Source organism: Paracoccus sp. NBH48 (genome assembly GCF_015390265.1).
GTDB lineage: Bacteria > Pseudomonadota > Alphaproteobacteria > Rhodobacterales > Rhodobacteraceae > Paracoccus > Paracoccus marcusii.
In genome coordinates, this window is record NZ_VUOJ01000005.1 from 102,251 (window position 1) to 120,167 (window position 17,917).

A 17,917-nucleotide genomic window follows, 5' to 3' on the forward strand; every position below is an offset into this window, starting at 1 on the left:
CATGGACGGCACCGTTCTGATTGCTGACGACGATCGCACCATCCGCACGGTGCTGACGCAGGCGCTGACCCGCGCTGGATGCCGCGTCCACGCCACGGGCAGCCTGGCGCAGCTGTTGAAATGGGTCGAGGAGGGGCGCGGCGACCTGGTCATCACCGACGTGATGATGCCCGACGGCAACGGCATCGACCGCATCCCCGCCATCCGCGAGGCGCGGCCAGACCTGCCGGTGATCGTGATCTCGGCCCAGAACACCATCGTCACCGCGATCCGCGCGACCGAGGCCGAGGCGTTCGAGTACCTGCCCAAGCCCTTCGATCTGCCGGACCTGATGTCCAAGGCGAACCAGGCCCTGTCCCGCCGCCCGCGCAAGTCCGACCCGATCCCCGAACCGCTGCCCGCCCCGCGCGAGGCGGCGGACCCGGCCATGCCGCTGATCGGTCACGCACCGTCGATGCAGGCGCTGTTCCGCATGGTCGCGCGGGTGCTGAACGCCGACCTGCCGGTGATCATCGCCGGAGAGGCGGGGGTGGGCAAGACCACCATCGCGCGCAGCTTTCACGAGCTGTCGGACCGGCGCGATCGGGGGCTTGCGGTCCTGACCTCGTCCGACGCGACCGAGGAGGCGATCGCCCGCGCCGCCGACAAGGCCCGCGGCGGCACGATCATCATCGAGAACCCGGCCGGGTTCGATACAGGCGCGCAGGCCCGCCTGATCGGCCTGATCGAGACGATGGAGGCCGGCCCCGACCGCGCCCATGCGCCCCGCATCGTGGCGACCACCGGGTCCGATCCGCAGGCCGACGTGGCGGCGGGCCGGTTGCGGTCGGACCTGTATTACCGCTTGGCGGGCGTCACCGTCAGCGTGCCGCCCCTGCGCGCGCGGGTGGACGACATCCTGCCGCTGGCGGCGCATCTGCTGGCCCGTGCCGCCGCGCAGGGCCTGCCGGAGCGGATGCTGTCGGACGATGCGGCCGCCATGCTGCGCGCCCATCCGTTCCCGGGCAACGTCCGCGAGCTGGAGAACATGATGCGCCGCCTGGCTCTGACTGCCAGCGGCCCCGCCATCAGTACCGCCGAGATGCGCGAGGCGCTGTCCCAGCAGTCGGGCCACCGCGCCCCCGCGGCGGCCCCGGTATCGGCCCTTGCCCCCGCGCCCGAACCCGCGGGCGTCGTCAGCCTGCCGCAGGTCGGATCGCGCCTGTCGGATTCGGTCGAGGCGCATCTGCAGCGCTATTTCGACCTGCATGGCGACGCGCTGCCGCCGCCGGGCCTCTATGACCGCATCCTGCGCGAGGTGGAACGCCCGCTGCTGCAGGTGGCGCTGGATGCGACCGGGGGAAATCAGCTGCGTTGTGCCGATCTGCTGGGGATCAACCGCAATACGTTGCGCAAGAAACTGACCGAGCTGAATATCGAGGTGACACGGAGGCGCAAACTGATGTAAAACCGCCACAGGGACCAGCGCGAAGGACACGCGCGCCCGCAACAAAAGCCGCGAAAGACGGCAAGTGGGGGATATGGCAGGTTTGGCATCGGGGCTCAGCTGGGACAGGCTGGCCCGTATCCGATTGCCCCGACCGTGGCGCGGGGCGCTGACCTGGGGCATCGTGCTGTCGGGCGTGGCACTGGCCGTGGCGACGCTGGCGGTGATGGGGCCGTTCGGTCGGGGCATGCAGGGCGCGACCCTGCGGGTGGTCCTGCTGGCGGACCTGGCCTTTCTGATCGTGCTGATCGGGTTCATCGTCGCGCGCATGGCGCGGCTGATCTCGGCCCGGCGCAGCACGGCGCCCGCATCGCGCCTGCATGCACGGCTCGTCGCGATCTTTGGCGGGCTGGCGCTGGTGCCCACGGTGCTGGTCGCGCTGTTCGCCGGATTTCTGGTCAACATCGGGCTGGAGGGCTGGTTCTCCGACCGCGTGCAGCAGGTCGTGACCACGTCCCAGGCCGCGGCCGAGGCCTATCACGCGGAACATCGCGGCGATCTGACCGAGGATGCGCGCGCGTTGGCCAGCATCCTGACCCGTGCGGGGCGCGCCAATCCCCTGATCGAGGACGGAGAGATGCGCGAGCTGCTGGTGCAGGGCCAGGGCCTGATCCAGCGCGGCCTGCGCGAAGCCTATATCATCAACGGCGCCGGAGAGATCCGCGCCCGGGGCGAGCGGAGCTATCTGTTCTGGTACGAGGCGCCGGGCGCCGACCAGTTGGACCGCGCGCAGGCCGACGGCATCGCCCTGATCGAGGATTGGGCGAATGACGAGTTCCGGGCGCTTGTCGCGCTGCCGCCGCTGGCCGACCGATACCTGTACGTGACACGCGACGTGGATGGCGACCTGTTGGGGCTGGTGGACGACACGCGGGCGACCGCGGGCGATTATCGCCAGCTGGAGGCGATGCGCAGCCAGGTCCTGTTGGAGTTTTCGCTGGTCTATCTGGGGTTTGCGCTGCTGCTGGTGGCGGCGGCGATCTGGCTGGGGCTGTGGTTCGCGTCCCGCCTGTCGCGGCCCATCGGTCTTCTGGCGCAGGCGACCGACCGCGTGGGGCGCGGCGATCTGGACGTGCAGGTTCCCGAGGTCCGCACCGGGGACGAGATCCAGACCCTGGGCCAGGCCTTCAACCGCATGACCCGCCAGCTGAAGACGCAGCGCGAGGAGCTGGTCGAGAGCTATCGCCTGTCCGATGACCAGCGGCGGCTGTTCGACAATGTTCTGACTTCGGTCACGTCGGGGGTCATCGGGCTGGACGCGGCCGGAGAAATCGACTTCGTCAACCGCTCGGCCAGCCGGCTTCTGGGGCTGGATGCGAAACGCGACATCGATGCCCTGCTGTCCGAGGTGGTGCCGGAATTCGCGCCGCTGTTCGCGCGCCTGTCCGCCTCGGTCGCCGAGACGATCCAGGATGAGGTCCGCCTGATGCGCGAGGGCCGGGTAGAGAGCCTGCTGGTCCGCATGGCCGTGCGCCGCGGCGCGGACGGTGCGCTGGAGGGATACGTGGTGGCCTTCGACGACGTGACCGAACTGGTCAGCGCGCAGCGCATGGCCGCCTGGGGCGACGTCGCCCGCCGCGTGGCCCATGAGATCAAGAACCCGCTGACGCCCATCCAGCTGTCCGCCGAACGCCTGCGCCGCAAGTTCGGCCCGCTGGCGGCCGAGGGCGACCGCGCCGCGCTGGATCAGTACACCGAGGTGATCATCCGCCAGACGAACGACCTGCGCCGGATCGTGGACGAGTTCAGCCGCTTTGCCCGGATGCCCGAACCCGACCGGGCCGAGACCGACCTGGCCGCGCTGCTGCGCCAGGTGCTGCTGTTGCAGCAGGATGCCCTGCACGCGACCATCGTCCGCGACATTCCGGAGGAGCCGGTGATCGTCGACTGCGACGCGGGGATGATGCGCCAGGCGCTGACCAACCTGCTGAAGAACGCCGGAGAGGCCATCGACGAACAGGCCGCGCAGGCGATCCCCGGCTGGACGCCGAAGATCGCCGTCGCGCTGGAGGTGCAGCCCGAATCCGTCTGCATCCGCATCACCGATACCGGGCCGGGCCTGCCCGCCGACCGGTCGCGGCTGTTCGAACCCTATGTGACGCTGAAAAGCCACGGCACCGGGCTGGGCCTGCCCATCGTCAAGAAGATCGTCGAGGAACATGGCGGCAGCCTGTCCCTGACCGATGCGCCCGATCCGCCGGGCGCCATGGCCGAGATCCGGCTGCCCCGCGAACGCCATCCCGTGCGGGGGCCCAAGACCAAGAGCAGACAAGAAAAAGACGAGGCGACACCATGAACGACATCCTGATCGTCGATGATGAACGCGACATCCGCGAACTGATCGCCGACATCCTGCGCGACGAAGGCTTTGACACCCGCATGGCCGCGAATTCGGACGAGGCCGTGGCGGCCCTGAACGACCGCGAGCCATCGCTGATGATCCTGGACATCTGGCTGAAGGACAGCCGCATGGACGGGATCGACATCCTGAAACAGGTCAAGCGCAACAATCCCGACGTGCCGGTCATCATCATCTCGGGGCATGGCAACATCGAGATCGCGGTCGCCGCGATCAAGCAGGGGGCGTACGATTTCATCGAGAAGCCCTTCAACATCGACCAGCTGATGGTCGTCATCAACCGCGCGATGGAGACCGCCCGCCTGCGCCGCGAGAACAGCAGCCTGCGGCGCGGCGGCGACCGCGTGGCCGACATGCTGGGCCAGTCCGCATCCTTCAAGCGGCTGCGCGACGCGCTGGACAAGGTGGCGCGGTCCAACGGCCGGGTGATGCTGGCGGGCGAGCCGGGCACCGGCAAGGAGAGCGCCGCGCGCTATATCCACGCGCACAGCCCGCGCGCGTCGGCGCCCTTCGTCACCGTCCCCTGTGCCACGATCGAGCCCGAGCGCATGGAGGAGGTGCTGTTCGGCCGCGAATCCCCCGAACGCGGGATAGAGCCGGGCCTCTTGGAGCAGGCGCATGGCGGCATCATCTATTTCGACGAGGTGGGCGACATGCCCATGGGCACCCAGCCCAAGATCCTGCGGGTGCTGACCGAACAGCAGTTCGTGCGCGCGGGCGGCGCGGACAAGGTGCGGGTCGACCTGCGGGTGCTGTCGTCGACGAACCGCGACCTGGTGGCGGAAATCGCCGCCGGCCGGTTCCGGCAGGAGCTGTTCGACCGGCTGAACGTGGTGCCCATCGCGGTGCCGTCCCTGGCCGACCGGCGCGACGACATCGCGGCCCTGGCGCGCCATTTCATTGAGCAGTTCCACAAGAGCCAGGGCCTGACGCCGCGCGATCTGCCCGAGGAGACCGTGGCCGCGCTGCAGTCGATGCGCTGGCCCGGCAACATCCGCCAGCTGCGCAACGTCATTGAACGCGTGCTGATCCTGGCGGAAAGCCACGGGCCGATCCTGCCGTCCGAACTGGAGCCCCAGGGGGCCACGCCGGACAACAGCGACACGCTGAGCCTGGGGCCATCGGTCACCGCGATGGCGCTGCGCGAGGCGCGCGAGCTGTTCGAGCGCGAATACCTGGTTGCCCAGATCAACCGGTTCGGCGGCAACATCAGCCGCACCGCGCAGTTCGTCGGCATGGAGCGCAGCGCGCTGCACCGCAAGCTGAAGTCGCTTGGTGTCGTCGGCGGGATGCGCGGCGAGGACGAGTTGATGATGGGCAAATAGCCTGCCGCTTGCGCGGACCGCGCGCCCGGCTTAGGCAAGGGGGCGCGGGACAGGAAGGGTGACGCATGAAGATCATCATCTGCGGGGCAGGGCAGGTCGGCTGGCAGATCGCGCGCCACCTGTCGGGCGAGCGCAACGATGTCACCGTCATCGACAACAATCCCGACCTGGTGCGCCGGGCCACGGAATCGCTGGACGTGCAGGGGGTGACGGGTTTTGCCAGCCATCCCGACATCCTGGACAGCGCCGGCGCGCGCGACGCCGACCTGATCATCGCCGCGACCCATTCGGACGAGGTGAACATGGTCACCTGCCAGGTCGCGCATTCGATCTTCCAGGTGCCGCGCAAGATCGCCCGCCTGCGGTCGGGCGCCTATCTGGACGCGATCTATTCCGATCTGTACCGCACCGAGCACCTGCCCATCGACGTGGTCATCAGTCCCGAACGCGAGGTCGCGCTGGCCGCCCTGCAGCGCCTTTCGGCGCCGTCGACCTTCGACGTCGAGACCTTCATGGACGGCAAGATCCAGCTGCTGGGGATCGACCTGGAACCGGACTGCCCGGCGCTGAATACGCCGCTGCGCCAGCTGACCGAGCTGTTCTCCAGCCTGCGTGCCATCGTGGCGGGGGTGCGCCGCAAGGGGCGGCTGTTCGCGCCCGAGCCGGGTGATCAGCTGTTCGCCGAGGACCAGATCTATGTCTTCTGCCACATCGACGACGTGGCGCGCACGCTGGACATCTTTGGCAAGCCCGCCCGCAAGCAGGAGCGCGTGACCATCATCGGGGCGGGCAATGTGGGCCTGTCGGTGGCGCAGGCGCTGGAGGCGCGGCCGGACCGCATCCGCGCCAAGCTGATCGAACGCGACCGGGGGCGTGCCGAATTCGCGGCCGACCGTCTGGAACGGACCATCGTGCTGAACGGCGACGGCCTGTCGGCCGAGATCCTGGACGAGGCCGCCGTCCCCCAGGCCGACGCCGTCCTGGCGGTCACCGACGACGACAAGACCAACATCCTGGCCTCGGTGCGCGCCAAGCAGGCGGGGGCGAAAATGGCCATTGCGCTGATCAACGACCCCACGCTGGTGCCGCTGATGGGGGCGCTGGATATCGACGCCTATATCAACCCGCGATCGACGACCGTGTCCACGATCCTGCGCCACATCCGCCACGGGCGCGTGCGCGACATCTATTCCGTCGGCGATGCCGAGGCCGAGGTGATGGAGGCTCAGGTCCTGTCCACCAGCCCCATGGCGGGCCGCGCGATCCGCGACATCGACTTCCCCGAAGGCGCGCTGCTGGGTGCGGTGCGCAAGGGCGACCGGGTGGTCAAGCCGCTGGCCGACACCCGCATCGACGAGGGCGACATCGTGCTGATCTTTGCCCTGACCAAGGACGTCCCCGAAGTCGAGCGCCTGTTGCAGGTCTCGATCGACTTCTTCTGAGGGGCGGGGGATGACGGGCTTTCTTCTGCGGATGCCGCTGCTGGTGCTGCTGGTCGGGCTGGCGGCGGTGCTGATGCTGGCGCCTGCGGGCTTTGCCTCGGTCACGGGATACGCCGCAATCGCGCGCAACTTCTTCTATGCGGCGCTGCTGACGCTGACCTTCTGCGGGCTGATCGGGCTTGCGGCGCAGGCCAACCCCCGCGGCCAGACCGCGCGAGAGATGCTGCTGCTGATGCTGGGGGTCTATGGGCTGCTGCCGCTGCTGCTGGCCGTGCCCTTTGCGGAAAGCCAGCCTGACACAGGGTTCTTCAACGCCTGGTGGGAGATGGTGTCGTCGCTGACCACCACCGGGGCGTCGCTGTATTCGGCCGACCTGCTGCCGCTGCCGCTGCATCTGTGGCGGTCGATGGTGGGCTGGATGGGGGGCTTTTTCGTGCTGGTGGCGGCGGTCGCGATCCTGGCGCCGCTGCGCGTCGGCGGGTTCGAGATCATGTCGAACCCCTATGGCCGCGAGGAATACCGCGAGCACCTGCCGCCGTCGGACCAGCCGCGCCGCCCGGTCCTGCACCTGTCCGATCCCAGCTTCGACACGCAACTGGCCGATCCCGCCAGCCGGCTGGGCCGCGCTGCGCTGCAGGTGGGCCCGCTCTATCTGGGCTTCACGCTGGTGCTGTGGGTGGGGCTGCTGATGCTGGGCGATCCGTCCTTCGTGGCGCTGACGCGGGCGATGGGGACGCTGTCGACGTCGGGCATCTCTCCCGTGATCGGGCCGTCGGGCGAGGCTTCGGGCATTCCCGGAGAGATGCTGGTCTTTATCTTCCTGATCCCCGCCCTGTCGCGGCGCTTCTGGCCCGGGGGCGCGGAACTGCGCGCGACCGAGCGGCTGATCGAGGACCCCGAACTGCGCATGGCGCTGGGCCTGGTCCTGGGGGTGGGCGTGATGCTGTTCCTGCGCCATTTCCTGGGCGCGATCGAGGTCGACCGCGCGGCGCCCCCCGATCCGACCGGCATGGCCGAGGTCGGGCGCGCCCTGTCGGCCATGTGGGGCAGCATGTTCAGCGCGCTGAGCTATCTGACCACGACCGGCTGGACCTCTGTCGCCTGGGCGGGGGCGCGGTCCTGGTCGGGGCTGGACGCGCCGGGGCTGGTCCTGGCGGGGCTGGCTCTGATGGGGGGCGGGATCGCCACGACCGCGGGGGGCGTCAAGCTGCTGCGCGTCTATGCGCTGGCCACCCACGGCCAGCGCGAGATGGAGCGGATCATCCACCCCCATTCCGTGTCCGGCGGCGGGCGAATCGCCCGAAGGTTGCGCCGCGAAGGCGCCTATCTGGCGTTCATCTTCTTCATGCTGTTCGCGATTTCGATCGCGCTGGTGGTCAGTTTGGTGTCCATCCACGCCATCGAGTTCGAGACCGCGACCATCCTGTCCATCGCCGCGCTGACCAATGCCGGCCCGCTGGCCAGCGCCATTCCCCTGACGCCCGCCTTTGAAGGCACTGCCGGCATCGCCTCCGCGCCGTGGGAGGGTTGGTCGGGCCTGCCCGATTTCACCAAGGCGGTGCTGGCCTGCGCGATGGTCCTGGGCCGGATCGAGACGCTGGCGGTGCTGGCGCTGTTCTCTCCGGAGTTCTGGCGCCGCTAGGTGTGGCCCAAATGTTGCCTTCGCGTTTTCGCGAAATCCGCCATGCTTGCATGGGGTGGGGCATCGGCTTAGATGTTGAACGGACAGGGACAGTGAAAAACGGACGATAAACAAATGGCTGGCGACAAGCAGAACCTGCAGGATGCGTTCCTGAACCATGTCCGCAAGGCCAAGGTGCCCGTCACCATCTTTTTGATCAACGGTGTCAAGCTGCAAGGCGTCATCACCTGGTTCGACAACTTCTGCGTCCTGCTGCGTCGCGACGGACAGTCGCAACTGGTCTACAAGCATGCGATCAGCACGATCATGCCGGGCCAGCCCATCACCCTGTACGAAGGCGAGGATTGATTGGCCGAACTGACGGAAACCGCAGCCAAGCCGACACGCGCCTATGTGATCCACCCCGATCTGGGCCGCGCCCGTACCCAACGGCGCGAGCCCGAGCATGCGTTGGCCGAGGCCGTGTCGCTGGCCCTTGCCCTGCCGGGCATCGAGATGGTCGGATCCGAGGTCGCCAACCTGCGCGAGCCCAATGCGGGCAAGCTGTTCGGCAAGGGCAAGCTGGCCGAGATCAAGGAGCGCCTTGAGGCGCTTGAGGTCGAACTGGTGCTGATCGACGGGCCGGTGACCCCGGTCCAGCAGCGCAACCTGGAGAAGGACTGGGGCGTCAAGCTTCTGGACCGGACCGGGCTGATCCTGGAGATCTTCGCCGACCGCGCCCGCACCCGCGAGGGCGTGCTTCAGGTCGAGCTGGCGGCGCTGTCCTATCAGCGCACGCGGCTGGTTCGTGCCTGGACCCACCTGGAGCGTCAGCGCGGCGGGTTGGGCTTCGTGGGCGGTCCCGGCGAGACGCAGATCGAGGCCGACCGTCGCGCCATCGACGACCAGATGACGCGCCTGCGCCGGCAGCTGGACCGCGTGGTCAAGACCCGCAGCCTGCACCGCGCATCGCGTGCGAAGGTGCCCTATCCGATCGTCGCGCTGGTGGGATACACCAACGCCGGGAAATCGACGCTGTTCAACCGGCTGACCGGGGCAGACGTGTTCGTCAAGGACATGCTGTTCGCGACGCTGGACCCGACCATGCGGGCGATCCGCCTGCCTGACGCGCAGGGCGCGAATTCGGGGCGCAAGGTGATCCTGTCGGACACGGTGGGCTTCATCAGCGATCTGCCGACCGAGCTGGTCGCGGCCTTCCGCGCCACGCTGGAGGAGGTGCTGGAGGCCGACCTGATCCTGCATGTGCGCGACATCAGCCACCCCGAGACCGAGGAGCAGGCCCACGACGTGGCCGCGATCCTGGACAGCCTGGGCGTGGACGAGGACGTGGCCGCGATCGAGGTCTGGAACAAGATCGACGCCCTGGGCGACGACACCCGGGCGGCCTTGCGTCGCACCGATGCCCGCACCGAGGGCGTGCAGGCGGTCAGTGCCCTGTCGGGCGAGGGGCTGGACGACCTGATCGCCGCCATCGACCGTCAGCTGGGCGAGGTTCTGGACGAGCCGCGCGTGGAGGGGCAGGTCGTGCTGGATTTTGCCGATGGGCGCAGCCGTGCCTGGCTGCACGAGGCCGGCGTGGTCGAGCGTGAGGAGGCAGGCGAGGACGGGCTGCATCTGGATCTGCGCTGGACCGCGCGGCAGAAGGGCGCGTTCGAGGCGTTCACCGGCTCGGCCACCGAGGCCGACGAGGATGACGAACCCGAAGAGCCGCGCAGCGGCGGGTGGCACCCGGCGGACTGAGCCCGTTGCGTCCCGCGACGGAAGGGCGGGGGGCCAGCCCCCCGCACCCCCCGCCGGGATCGGGCTGCGCCCCTCCCGGGACCCTCCCCCAGATCAGGCAGGCATTTCGTGTGACCAGGGCGGGTTGGCACCGGGGCGCGAGACGGTGACGGCGGCGGCCTGCGCGCCGAGCGTCAGCGCCGCGTGGATCTGGGCGGGGGTGATCGCCGCGATGGCGTCCTTGGTCAGCAGGCCCTGGCGGTCCAGCGAGGCCAGCACGCCCGCATTGAACGTATCGCCCGCGCCGATCGTGTCGGCCACGGTGGCGCGCACGGCGGGGGCGTGGACTGTCTCTCCGGCCCAGATCGCCTTGGCGCCGGCCTCTCCTCCGGTCTGCAGGACCAGCTTGGGGCCGGTGGCCAGTACCGCGCGGGCGGCGTCTTCGGGCGCCAGGTCGGGGTGCAGCCATTCCAGGTCATCGGCCGACAGCTTGACGATGTCGGCCATGGGCATCAGCCGCGCCAGTCGCGCACGATAGGCGCCCGCATCGGTGATGAAGAACGGCCGGATGTTGGGATCGATCATCACCGGCAGGCGGTCGTGATGCTGCGCGATCAGCGCCTCGATGGTGCCGCCGCAGGGGTCGGGCACCAGGCTGATGCCGCCGGCGAAGAGCGCGGTCACTGTCTCGGGCAGCGGCCCGATATCCTCGGGCAGCAGCATTCGCCCGGCGGAGCCCTCGTCGTAGAAGGAATAGCGCGCCTCGCCGTTCGTCAGCGTCACCAGCGCCAGCGTGGTCAGCCGGTCGGTGCGGGGGCACAGGTCGGTGTTCACCCCGGCCTCGGCCAGCGGTCGCAGGATCTGGTCGCCGAAGGGGTCGCGGCTGATCGGCCACAGATAGCCCGTGTCCTGGCCAAGCCGCCCAAGCGCGATGGCGGTGTTGTAGACCGCGCCGCCGGCCAGCGGGCGGAAGGTGCCGTCGGACGGCACCATGTCGATCAGCGATTCGCCTGCGCACAGGATCATGGTCGGTCCCCCTTGGTTCGGCCCTATTGGGTCAGATACAGGATGGCTGCTAACGCTACCAGTGCCACGGCGACGGCCCCGGCGATTTTCCATGCCGAATACGGGCGTTCGCCCATGACCTTGCCGGTCTGGCCATTGACCACGAAGCGGTAGCTTGCGCCGTTGTAGCGATAGGCCGCCGCCCAGATCGGCAGCAGCACGTGCTTGAAGGTCTCGTTCACGAAGCGGCTGTCGACGTGATCGACGCGCTGTTCCGCGCCGCCGATGCTGCGGCGGGCGTCCTGGTAGATGACCTGCGCCATCTGCTGGCGCGCAGCCCCGTGACCCGTCCGCCAGGGGGACGGTGTACCCCTCTGCCTCGAACCCCGACAGAAAGCGGGGGTCGTATTCCGCCACGGCCGACAGATCCCAAGGCTTCATCGCCTCGGAGAAGCGCGGCGGCAGCGCGGTCGATGCGGGGATCAGCACGTCGTTGAACTGGCGCGCGACCTGACCCGACACCGGGGTCCAGCGGATGCGGCGTTCCTGGCGGCTGACCGTCTGCGTCCGGCCGTTCACGGTCTGGGTGCTTTGCACCATGACGTAATACGCATCGCCCCGCTGGCCGCGATAGCGCGACGTCGTGTCGGCGTCGAAGGTCCAGAAGGGGGAATAGATCCCGCTCAGCCGCCGATCCTTGCGCGCATAGGCCGTCAGGCCGGAGGGCGCAAACCACAGGCTGCCCAGCCACGCCTTCATTGCGGCGCGAGCCTGCGCCTCGGTCAGGGTAAAGGGCATCACCCCCTGCGGCTTGATGCGGCGGGTGGGGCCGGTGTCGGTGACGACCGGCGTCGCGCAGAAGGGGCAGGCGCTGGCGTGTTGGTCGGCGTCCAGATCGACCTGTGCCCCGCAGTTCGGACAGGACAGGGTGCGGACGGTCTGCACGATGTCCACGGCACCCTGAGACAGATCCAGCCCCTCGGCCAGGGGGATCTCGCGAAGCGCGGGGCCCGGCGCGCGCGGGCCCTCGGACCATTGCAGGGCGGGGTCGGCGCTGCTGTCATCGGCCTTGCGCCCCGGCGCGCGGGCGGGGCCGGGGCCGATGGTTTGCCGGTGGCCGCACCAATCGCAGACAAGCTCCTGCTGGCCGGGGCGAAAGGTCAGGCTGGCCCCGCATTGTCCGCAGGGAAAGCGGTGTTCGGCCGGAATCATCCGGTCCTCAGCGCGGCAGAGGCGGCGGCGTCGCACCAAGGATGGCGGTCAAGGCCGGGACCTGACCGGCCTCCAGCCAGCCATCCTGGCCTTCGGTCCAGACCAGCGTGGCAGGGGTCAGGCGCCCCTCGGCCACAAGCCGCGGCAGGTCGGATTGCGCATAGGGCCCCGAGGCCGCGCCGTCGATGGCCACATGCCAGCGTGGTGCCGTGCCGCCGGGCAGGGGCGGCGGGGCCGCAGGCGGCGCTGCGGGTTGCGGAGCGGCCGAGGGCACGGCGCCCCAAGGTCCGCGCATCGTGGCGCCCATGGCGGCCCCCATCGCGGCGCCCAGGCCGGCACCGGCGCCCCCCTCGTTCCGCGCGGCCGCCAGCATGGCCTCGGACACGGCATACTGGCCGAAACGATCCAGATCGCCGATGATCCCCATGCTGGTACGCTTGTCCAGCATCGCCTCGACCTCGGCGGGCAGGCTGATGTTCTCGATGTAGAATTCCGGCAGGACCAGGCCATAGGCCTCGATCACCGGGGCGATGGCCTTGGCGACCAGCGCACCCAGCTGGTCGGTGTTTGCGGCCATGTCCAGAACGGGAATGTTCGACGCGGCGATGGCGCGGGAAAACTCCTGCACGATCACGTTGCGGATCTGGAAGGTGATCTCGTCGGCGGGTGAAGTCGCCATCGGTGCCGACGATCTCGGACATGAACCGGGCGGGGTCGCTCACCCGCATCGCATAGGTGCCGAAGGCCCGCAGGCGGACCGGGCCGAATTCGGGGTCACGGGCGATGATGGGGTTGCGGGTGCCCCATTTCAGATCGTTGAAGCGGGTCGTGCTGACGAAATAGACCTCGGACTTGAAGGGGCTGCGAAAGCCGTGGTCCCAGTGCTGCAGGCGCGTCAGCACCGGCAGGTTGTTCGTCTCCAGCAGGTACAGGCCGGGGCCGAACACGTCGGCCAGCTGGCCCTCATGGATGAAGACGGCGGCCTGACCCTCGCGGACGGTCAGCTTGGCGCCATACTTGATTGCGCGCCCGACCGTGTCGAAGCGCCAGACCATCGTGTCGCGGTCGTCGGCCGTCCATTCGATGATCTCGATGAATTCGCCGCCCAGGATGTCGAAGATGGACATAGGTGCCTCCCGCTGACCTCGCCCCTTTCTAGGGGCGGGCCGGGGACGGGATCAAGCGTTCTCGCCCAGCAGCTCGGTCGCGATGCGGCGGACGATGGGCGCGGCCTCTGTCTCGGACATGCCGGGACGCAGGCGGGGATCATAGAGGATCCGCAGCAGCAGCTCGTCATGGCGCGTCAGCAGCGCGAATTCCTCGTCGTCGTTGAAGATCGACGGACGCGCGCCGGGGCTGTCATTGGCCAGCCCCATTCCCTGCGCCAGCTCCTCGTGGATGCAGGACGTGCGCAGCAGTGGCGGCAGTTCAGCCCGGATCACCGCCACGGCGCGGGCATAGTCGGCGGCCGCCCCCTGCGAATAGGCGAAGACCGCGCAGCTGATCGCGGCGGGCAGGTCGGTCATGATCGACACGTCCTGCGCCGGGATGCCCGGCACAAGCTGGGCCAGGCGCGGGCCGATGGCCCGGCGCTCATCCTCGGTCAGGACCAGGATGGTAAAATTTCCGCCCTCGGCCGTCAGCGACACGGGATGGCGCGTGGCGTCCGACAGGCGGCCCGCGAAATCCGCGACCTCCGACCGCCAGGCGGGGCGGGCGGCCATGTCGGTCGAGGCGCCGAACTCCAGCTGCATCCGCACCGGACCCTGCCAGCGGCGCAGGGGTGCCGCGCGGGACTGCGACACCAGCCCGCCGTCGGTCTGGCTGTATTCGTCGCGCAGCGCGATGTCGATGAAGTTGCGGGTCAGGATCTCGGCGTCGATCGGCGCGTCCAGCGGGGTCCGGTCGCGGCGCAGGCGACCCTGCGCCACCAGCCGCCGTTCCGCCGCGGCATAATAGTCACGCTGTGACTGGCTGGCTTGGCTGGGCGAGGCCGAAGCCTGGCGCGCAACGGCATTCGCGGCGCGGTTGCGCTCGGCCCGCGCGCGGCGCAACTCGGCCTGGCTTTGCGCGGCCGAGGCGGCCTCGGGACGTGCCTGCGGGCGCGGAGAGCCGGGCGTGTCCGTGAACGGGTCGGGGGCGCAGCCGCCCAGCAGCAGCGCCAATCCCAGGGCGGGGGCAGCCAGGCGCCCGCATCAGCGCCGCCCACCGGGGCCGGTGACGGCCGCAGGCTGCCGCGAGGATGCCGCCGCCAGCGCATCGCGCAGTTTCGGCCTCCATGCGCACCAGTTCGGTCTCGGCCGAGGCGCGCCGCGAGCGACCTTCGTCGGCGATGCGCAGGCTGTCCTCGATCGTGGCGATAAGCTGGGCGTTGGCGGTCTGAACCGCCTTGATGTCAAAGACGCCGCGTTCCGTCTCGGCCCCGGATCTGGGCGTTCGCCTGACGCAGGTTGTCGGCATTGCGCGTCAGCAGCTCGTTGGTCAGGTCGTTGGCCTCCTTGACCGCGCGGGCGGCCTCGGCGCTGCGCTGGATGGTGACGGCCTGGGCCAACTGCGTCTCCCACAGGGGCACCGTGTTCACCAGGGTCGAGTTGATCTTGGTGACCAGCGACTTGTCGTTCTCCTGCACCAGCCGGATCGAGGGCAGCGACTGCATCGTCACCTGGCGCGTCAGCTTCAGGTCGTGGACGCGGCGTTCCAGGTCGTCGCGCAGGGTGCGCAGGTCGCGCAGCTCCTGCGCCTCGATCACCTGGTCGGGCTGCGCCTTTGCGGCCAGCTCGGCCTCCTTGGCGGGGGATCGTCTCTCGGTCCAGCTCGGCCAGCTTTTCGGTGCCGGCGGCGATGTACAGGGCCAGTTCGTCATAGAAGGTCAATGTGCGGTCATACAGGATGTCCAGCGACTTGATGTCCTTAAGCAGCTTCTGCTCGTGCCCCTCCAGCTCGGCCGTGATGCGGTCGATCTGGGTCTGGACCTGTTCATAATTCGCAACGAACTTCGCAAGGGCGCGGACCGGCCCAAAAGCTTCTCCCACCAGCTGCGGCTGCGGCGCATGTCCAGCTCGCTGGTCGAGAACCCACGGATCGTGGTCACGACCTCGCGCAGGCTGTCGCCGGCCGGACCGACCTCCTTGGCCTTGACATCAGCCAGCATGGACTGGCTGATCTGCTGCAGATCGGCCTGAGCACGGGTGCCGAAGCGGAGGATGGAATTGCTGTCCTTCAGGTCGATCTCGGCCATGCGGGCGCGGATCTGGGCCTGGACGGCGGGGTCGGCATCGGACAGGGGACTGCGCCGCAGGAGCAGGCTCGGGCAGCGGAGCCGAGGCGATCGCCTCGATCTGGGCCTGGGCAGCTTCGGCGCGGCGTTTCGTCTCGTCACTCATCGGCATGTCCCCTTGTCGGCCATCCGCCCGTCGGGCGGTTCCGTTGTCGCAGCATATGACTAATTTCCGCGGCTTCAACGACGGCCAGACCGGAAAAGTTTCGTCACATGGCAGGGCGGACACAGCGGGTGGTGCGGATGGGCCACAAGCGCGGCCCATCCGGGGGTGTCAGGCCGCGGCCTTGCGCCCGTAGAAGCTGTCACCCCTGGCGGCCATGTCGCGCAGCATCTGCGGCGCCTTGAAGCGAGCACCGTGCGCGGCCTCCAGCCGGTCGCAGATCTCGACCGCCTTCTGCGCGCCCAGGATGTCCAGCCAGCCGAAGGGACCGCCCGACCAGGGCGCAAAGCCCCAGCCCAGGATGGCGCCCACATCGCCTTCGCGGATGTCCTCCAGCACGCCGTCCTCCAGCGCGCGAACGGCCTCCAGGCTCTGGGCGAACATCAGGCGGTGCTGGATCTCGTGCAGGTCGGGCTGGTCAGGGCTGCGCGGGTACTGCGCGTCCAGACCCTCCCACAGGCCCTGTCGCTTGCCGTCCTCATAGGCATAGAAGCCCGCGCCGCCCTTGCGTCCCATCCGCCCCTGGTCGGCCATCCAGAACAGCACGTCGTCCACCGCGCCGTCGGGATAGGCGTCGCCCATCGCGGCTTTGGTCGCCTTGGCGATCTTGACGCCCAGGTCGATCGAGGTCTCGTCGACCAGCTGCAGCGGACCCAAAGGCATGCCCATCATCTTGGCGGCGTTTTCCACCAGCGTAGGGTTCACGCCCTCGGCCACCATGCGGATGCCTTCGTTGATATAGGGGATGATGCAGCGGTTGGCATAGAAGAACCGTTCGTCGTTCACGACGATGGGGGTCTTGCGGATCTGGCGCACGAAATCCAGCGCCTTGGCGACCGCCACGGACCGGTTTCCTGGCCCTTGATGATCTCGACCAGCAGCATCTTGTCGACCGGGCTGAAGAAGTGGATGCCGATGAACTGTTCGGGGCGCGCGCTGGCACGCGCCAGATCGCTGATCGGCAGGGTCGAGGTGTTGGTGGCAAAGATCGCGTCCTGCGGGATCACGGCCTCGGCCTTCTTTGTCACCTCGGCCTTGACCGACGGGTCCTCGAAGACCGCCTCGACGATCAGGTCGCAACCCTGCAGGGCGGCGTAATCGGTGGTGGCGGTGATGCGGTCCAGGACCTGGGCCTTCTTCTCCTCGGTCGCCTTCTTGCGGCTGATGGCCTTGTCCAGAAGGCCCGTGGAATAGGCCTTGCCGCGGTCGGCGCTGTCCTGGGCCGCGTCGATCAGCACGACTTCGATTCCGGCCATGGCACTGACATAGGCGATGCCCGCGCCCATCATGCCTGCGCCCAGGATGCCGACCTTGCGGACGGTCTGGTCGGGGGCCTCGGGACGGTTCGCGCCCTTCTCAAGGGCTTCCTTGTTGATGAACAGGCTGCGGATCATTGCGGTGGACGACGGGTTCATCAGCACATTGGTGAACCAGCGCGCCTCGATCTTCAGCGCCTGGTCAAACGGCACCATCGACCCCTCATAGACCGCCGACAGCAACGCCTTGGCCGCCGGATAGACGCCCATCGTCTTGCCATGCACCATCGCGGATGCGCCCACGAAGGTCATGAAGCCCGCCGGGTGGAACGGCTCTCCGCCCGGCATCTTGTAGCCCTTGGCGTCCCACGGCTTGACCAGGTCGGCCTCCTTGGCCCCCAGCACCCAGGCCTTGGCGGCGGCCAGCGGGTCTTCGACGACCTCGTCGATCAGCCCGGCCGATTTCGCCTTCTTGGGGTCCGACAGCTTGCCTTCCAGCAGGAAGGGTGCGGCCATCATGGCGCCCAGCTTGCGCGTCAGGCGGGTGGTGCCGCCGGCGCCGGGAAAGATGCCGACCATGATCTCGGGCAGGCCGATCTTGGCCTTGGCATTGTCGGCCGCAAAGATGCGATGCGTGGCCAGCGGCAGTTCCAGCCCGATGCCAAGCGCGGTGCCGGGCAGGGCGCTGGCGATCGGCTTGCCGCCCTTCTTGGTCTTGGGGTCCATGCCCGCCAGCTCGATCTTGCGCATCAGGTGGTGCAGCGTCATCACGCCGTCGAACACGCCCTGCGCGCCGTTCGCGTCCTTCATGCCCGCGATGACCTTCAGGTCCATCCCGGCGGCAAAGTCCTTCTTGCCGCTGGTGATGACGATGCCCTTGACGGCATCGTCGGCCAGTGCGTCGTCGATCAGCCCGTTCAGGGCGGTCGCGCCGTCCATCGACAGCACGTTCATCGACTTGCCCGGCACGTCCCAGGTGATCACCGCGACGCCGTCGGCGCCTTTTTCCATCGTGAAATCGGTCATGTCCG

9 protein-coding genes and 4 pseudogenes are annotated in these 17,917 nt (G+C 68.8%); 7 read left to right on the plus strand and 6 right to left on the minus strand.

Features of this window, described 5'->3' with window-relative positions; genetic code table 11:
* The first annotated feature begins 1 nt into the window (after position 1).
* From F1642_RS11730 to hflX, 7 genes are all read left to right on the plus strand, one after another.
* Complete coding sequence (locus F1642_RS11730; protein ID WP_194886309.1) at positions 2-1,447, plus strand: sigma-54 dependent transcriptional regulator; 1,446 nt, start codon at positions 2-4, stop codon at positions 1,445-1,447.
* Positions 1,448-1,520: 73 nt separating this feature from the next.
* On the plus strand, positions 1,521-3,782 hold the full coding sequence (locus F1642_RS11735) for a PAS domain-containing sensor histidine kinase (protein ID WP_148911917.1): 2,262 nt from the start codon (positions 1,521-1,523) through the stop codon (positions 3,780-3,782).
* Positions 3,779-5,170, plus strand: a complete 1,392-nt coding sequence (locus F1642_RS11740) for a sigma-54 dependent transcriptional regulator (RefSeq protein WP_194886310.1) — start codon at positions 3,779-3,781, stop codon at positions 5,168-5,170. Before F1642_RS11735 ends, F1642_RS11740 begins: the two co-directional genes overlap by 4 nt.
* 65 nt (positions 5,171-5,235) lie before the next feature.
* Entirely contained in the window at positions 5,236-6,612 is a 1,377-nt protein-coding gene (gene trkA / locus F1642_RS11745; RefSeq protein ID WP_046001114.1) for a Trk system potassium transporter TrkA, read from the plus strand.
* A gap of 10 nt (positions 6,613-6,622) precedes the next feature.
* Positions 6,623-8,254: a TrkH family potassium uptake protein gene (locus F1642_RS11750; RefSeq protein ID WP_045982008.1), complete on the plus strand. Its 1,632-nt coding sequence runs from the start codon at positions 6,623-6,625 to the stop codon at positions 8,252-8,254.
* 114 nt (positions 8,255-8,368) lie between these two features.
* On the plus strand, positions 8,369-8,602 hold the full coding sequence (gene hfq / locus F1642_RS11755; protein WP_042250201.1) for an RNA chaperone Hfq: 234 nt from the start codon (positions 8,369-8,371) through the stop codon (positions 8,600-8,602).
* Positions 8,603-9,994 (plus strand): GTPase HflX, encoded by a 1,392-nt coding sequence (gene hflX / locus F1642_RS11760; RefSeq protein WP_084693860.1) that lies wholly within the window; start codon positions 8,603-8,605, stop codon positions 9,992-9,994.
* Between the two features lie 93 nt (positions 9,995-10,087).
* Here hflX and F1642_RS11765 read toward each other — a convergent pair whose 3' ends face one another.
* The 6 genes and pseudogenes from F1642_RS11765 to F1642_RS11790 form a co-directional block, all read right to left on the minus strand.
* Positions 10,088-10,999, minus strand: coding sequence for a carbohydrate kinase (locus F1642_RS11765; protein WP_139598803.1), 912 nt, complete (start codon positions 10,997-10,999; stop codon positions 10,088-10,090).
* 23 nt (positions 11,000-11,022) lie between these two features.
* Positions 11,023-12,190 (minus strand): annotated as a pseudogene (locus F1642_RS11770) (zinc ribbon domain-containing protein).
* Between the two features lie 7 nt (positions 12,191-12,197).
* Positions 12,198-13,317: pseudogene (locus tag F1642_RS11775) on the minus strand (SPFH domain-containing protein).
* Positions 13,318-13,368: 51 nt separating this feature from the next.
* On the minus strand, positions 13,369-14,355 hold the full coding sequence (locus F1642_RS11780; protein WP_255522406.1) for a DUF2927 domain-containing protein: 987 nt from the start codon (positions 14,353-14,355) through the stop codon (positions 13,369-13,371).
* Between the two features lie 30 nt (positions 14,356-14,385).
* Positions 14,386-15,573, minus strand: a pseudogene (locus tag F1642_RS11785) (toxic anion resistance protein).
* 168 nt (positions 15,574-15,741) lie between these two features.
* A pseudogene (locus tag F1642_RS11790) lies at positions 15,742-17,912 on the minus strand (3-hydroxyacyl-CoA dehydrogenase NAD-binding domain-containing protein).
* Between the last annotated feature and the right edge of the window lie 5 nt (positions 17,913-17,917).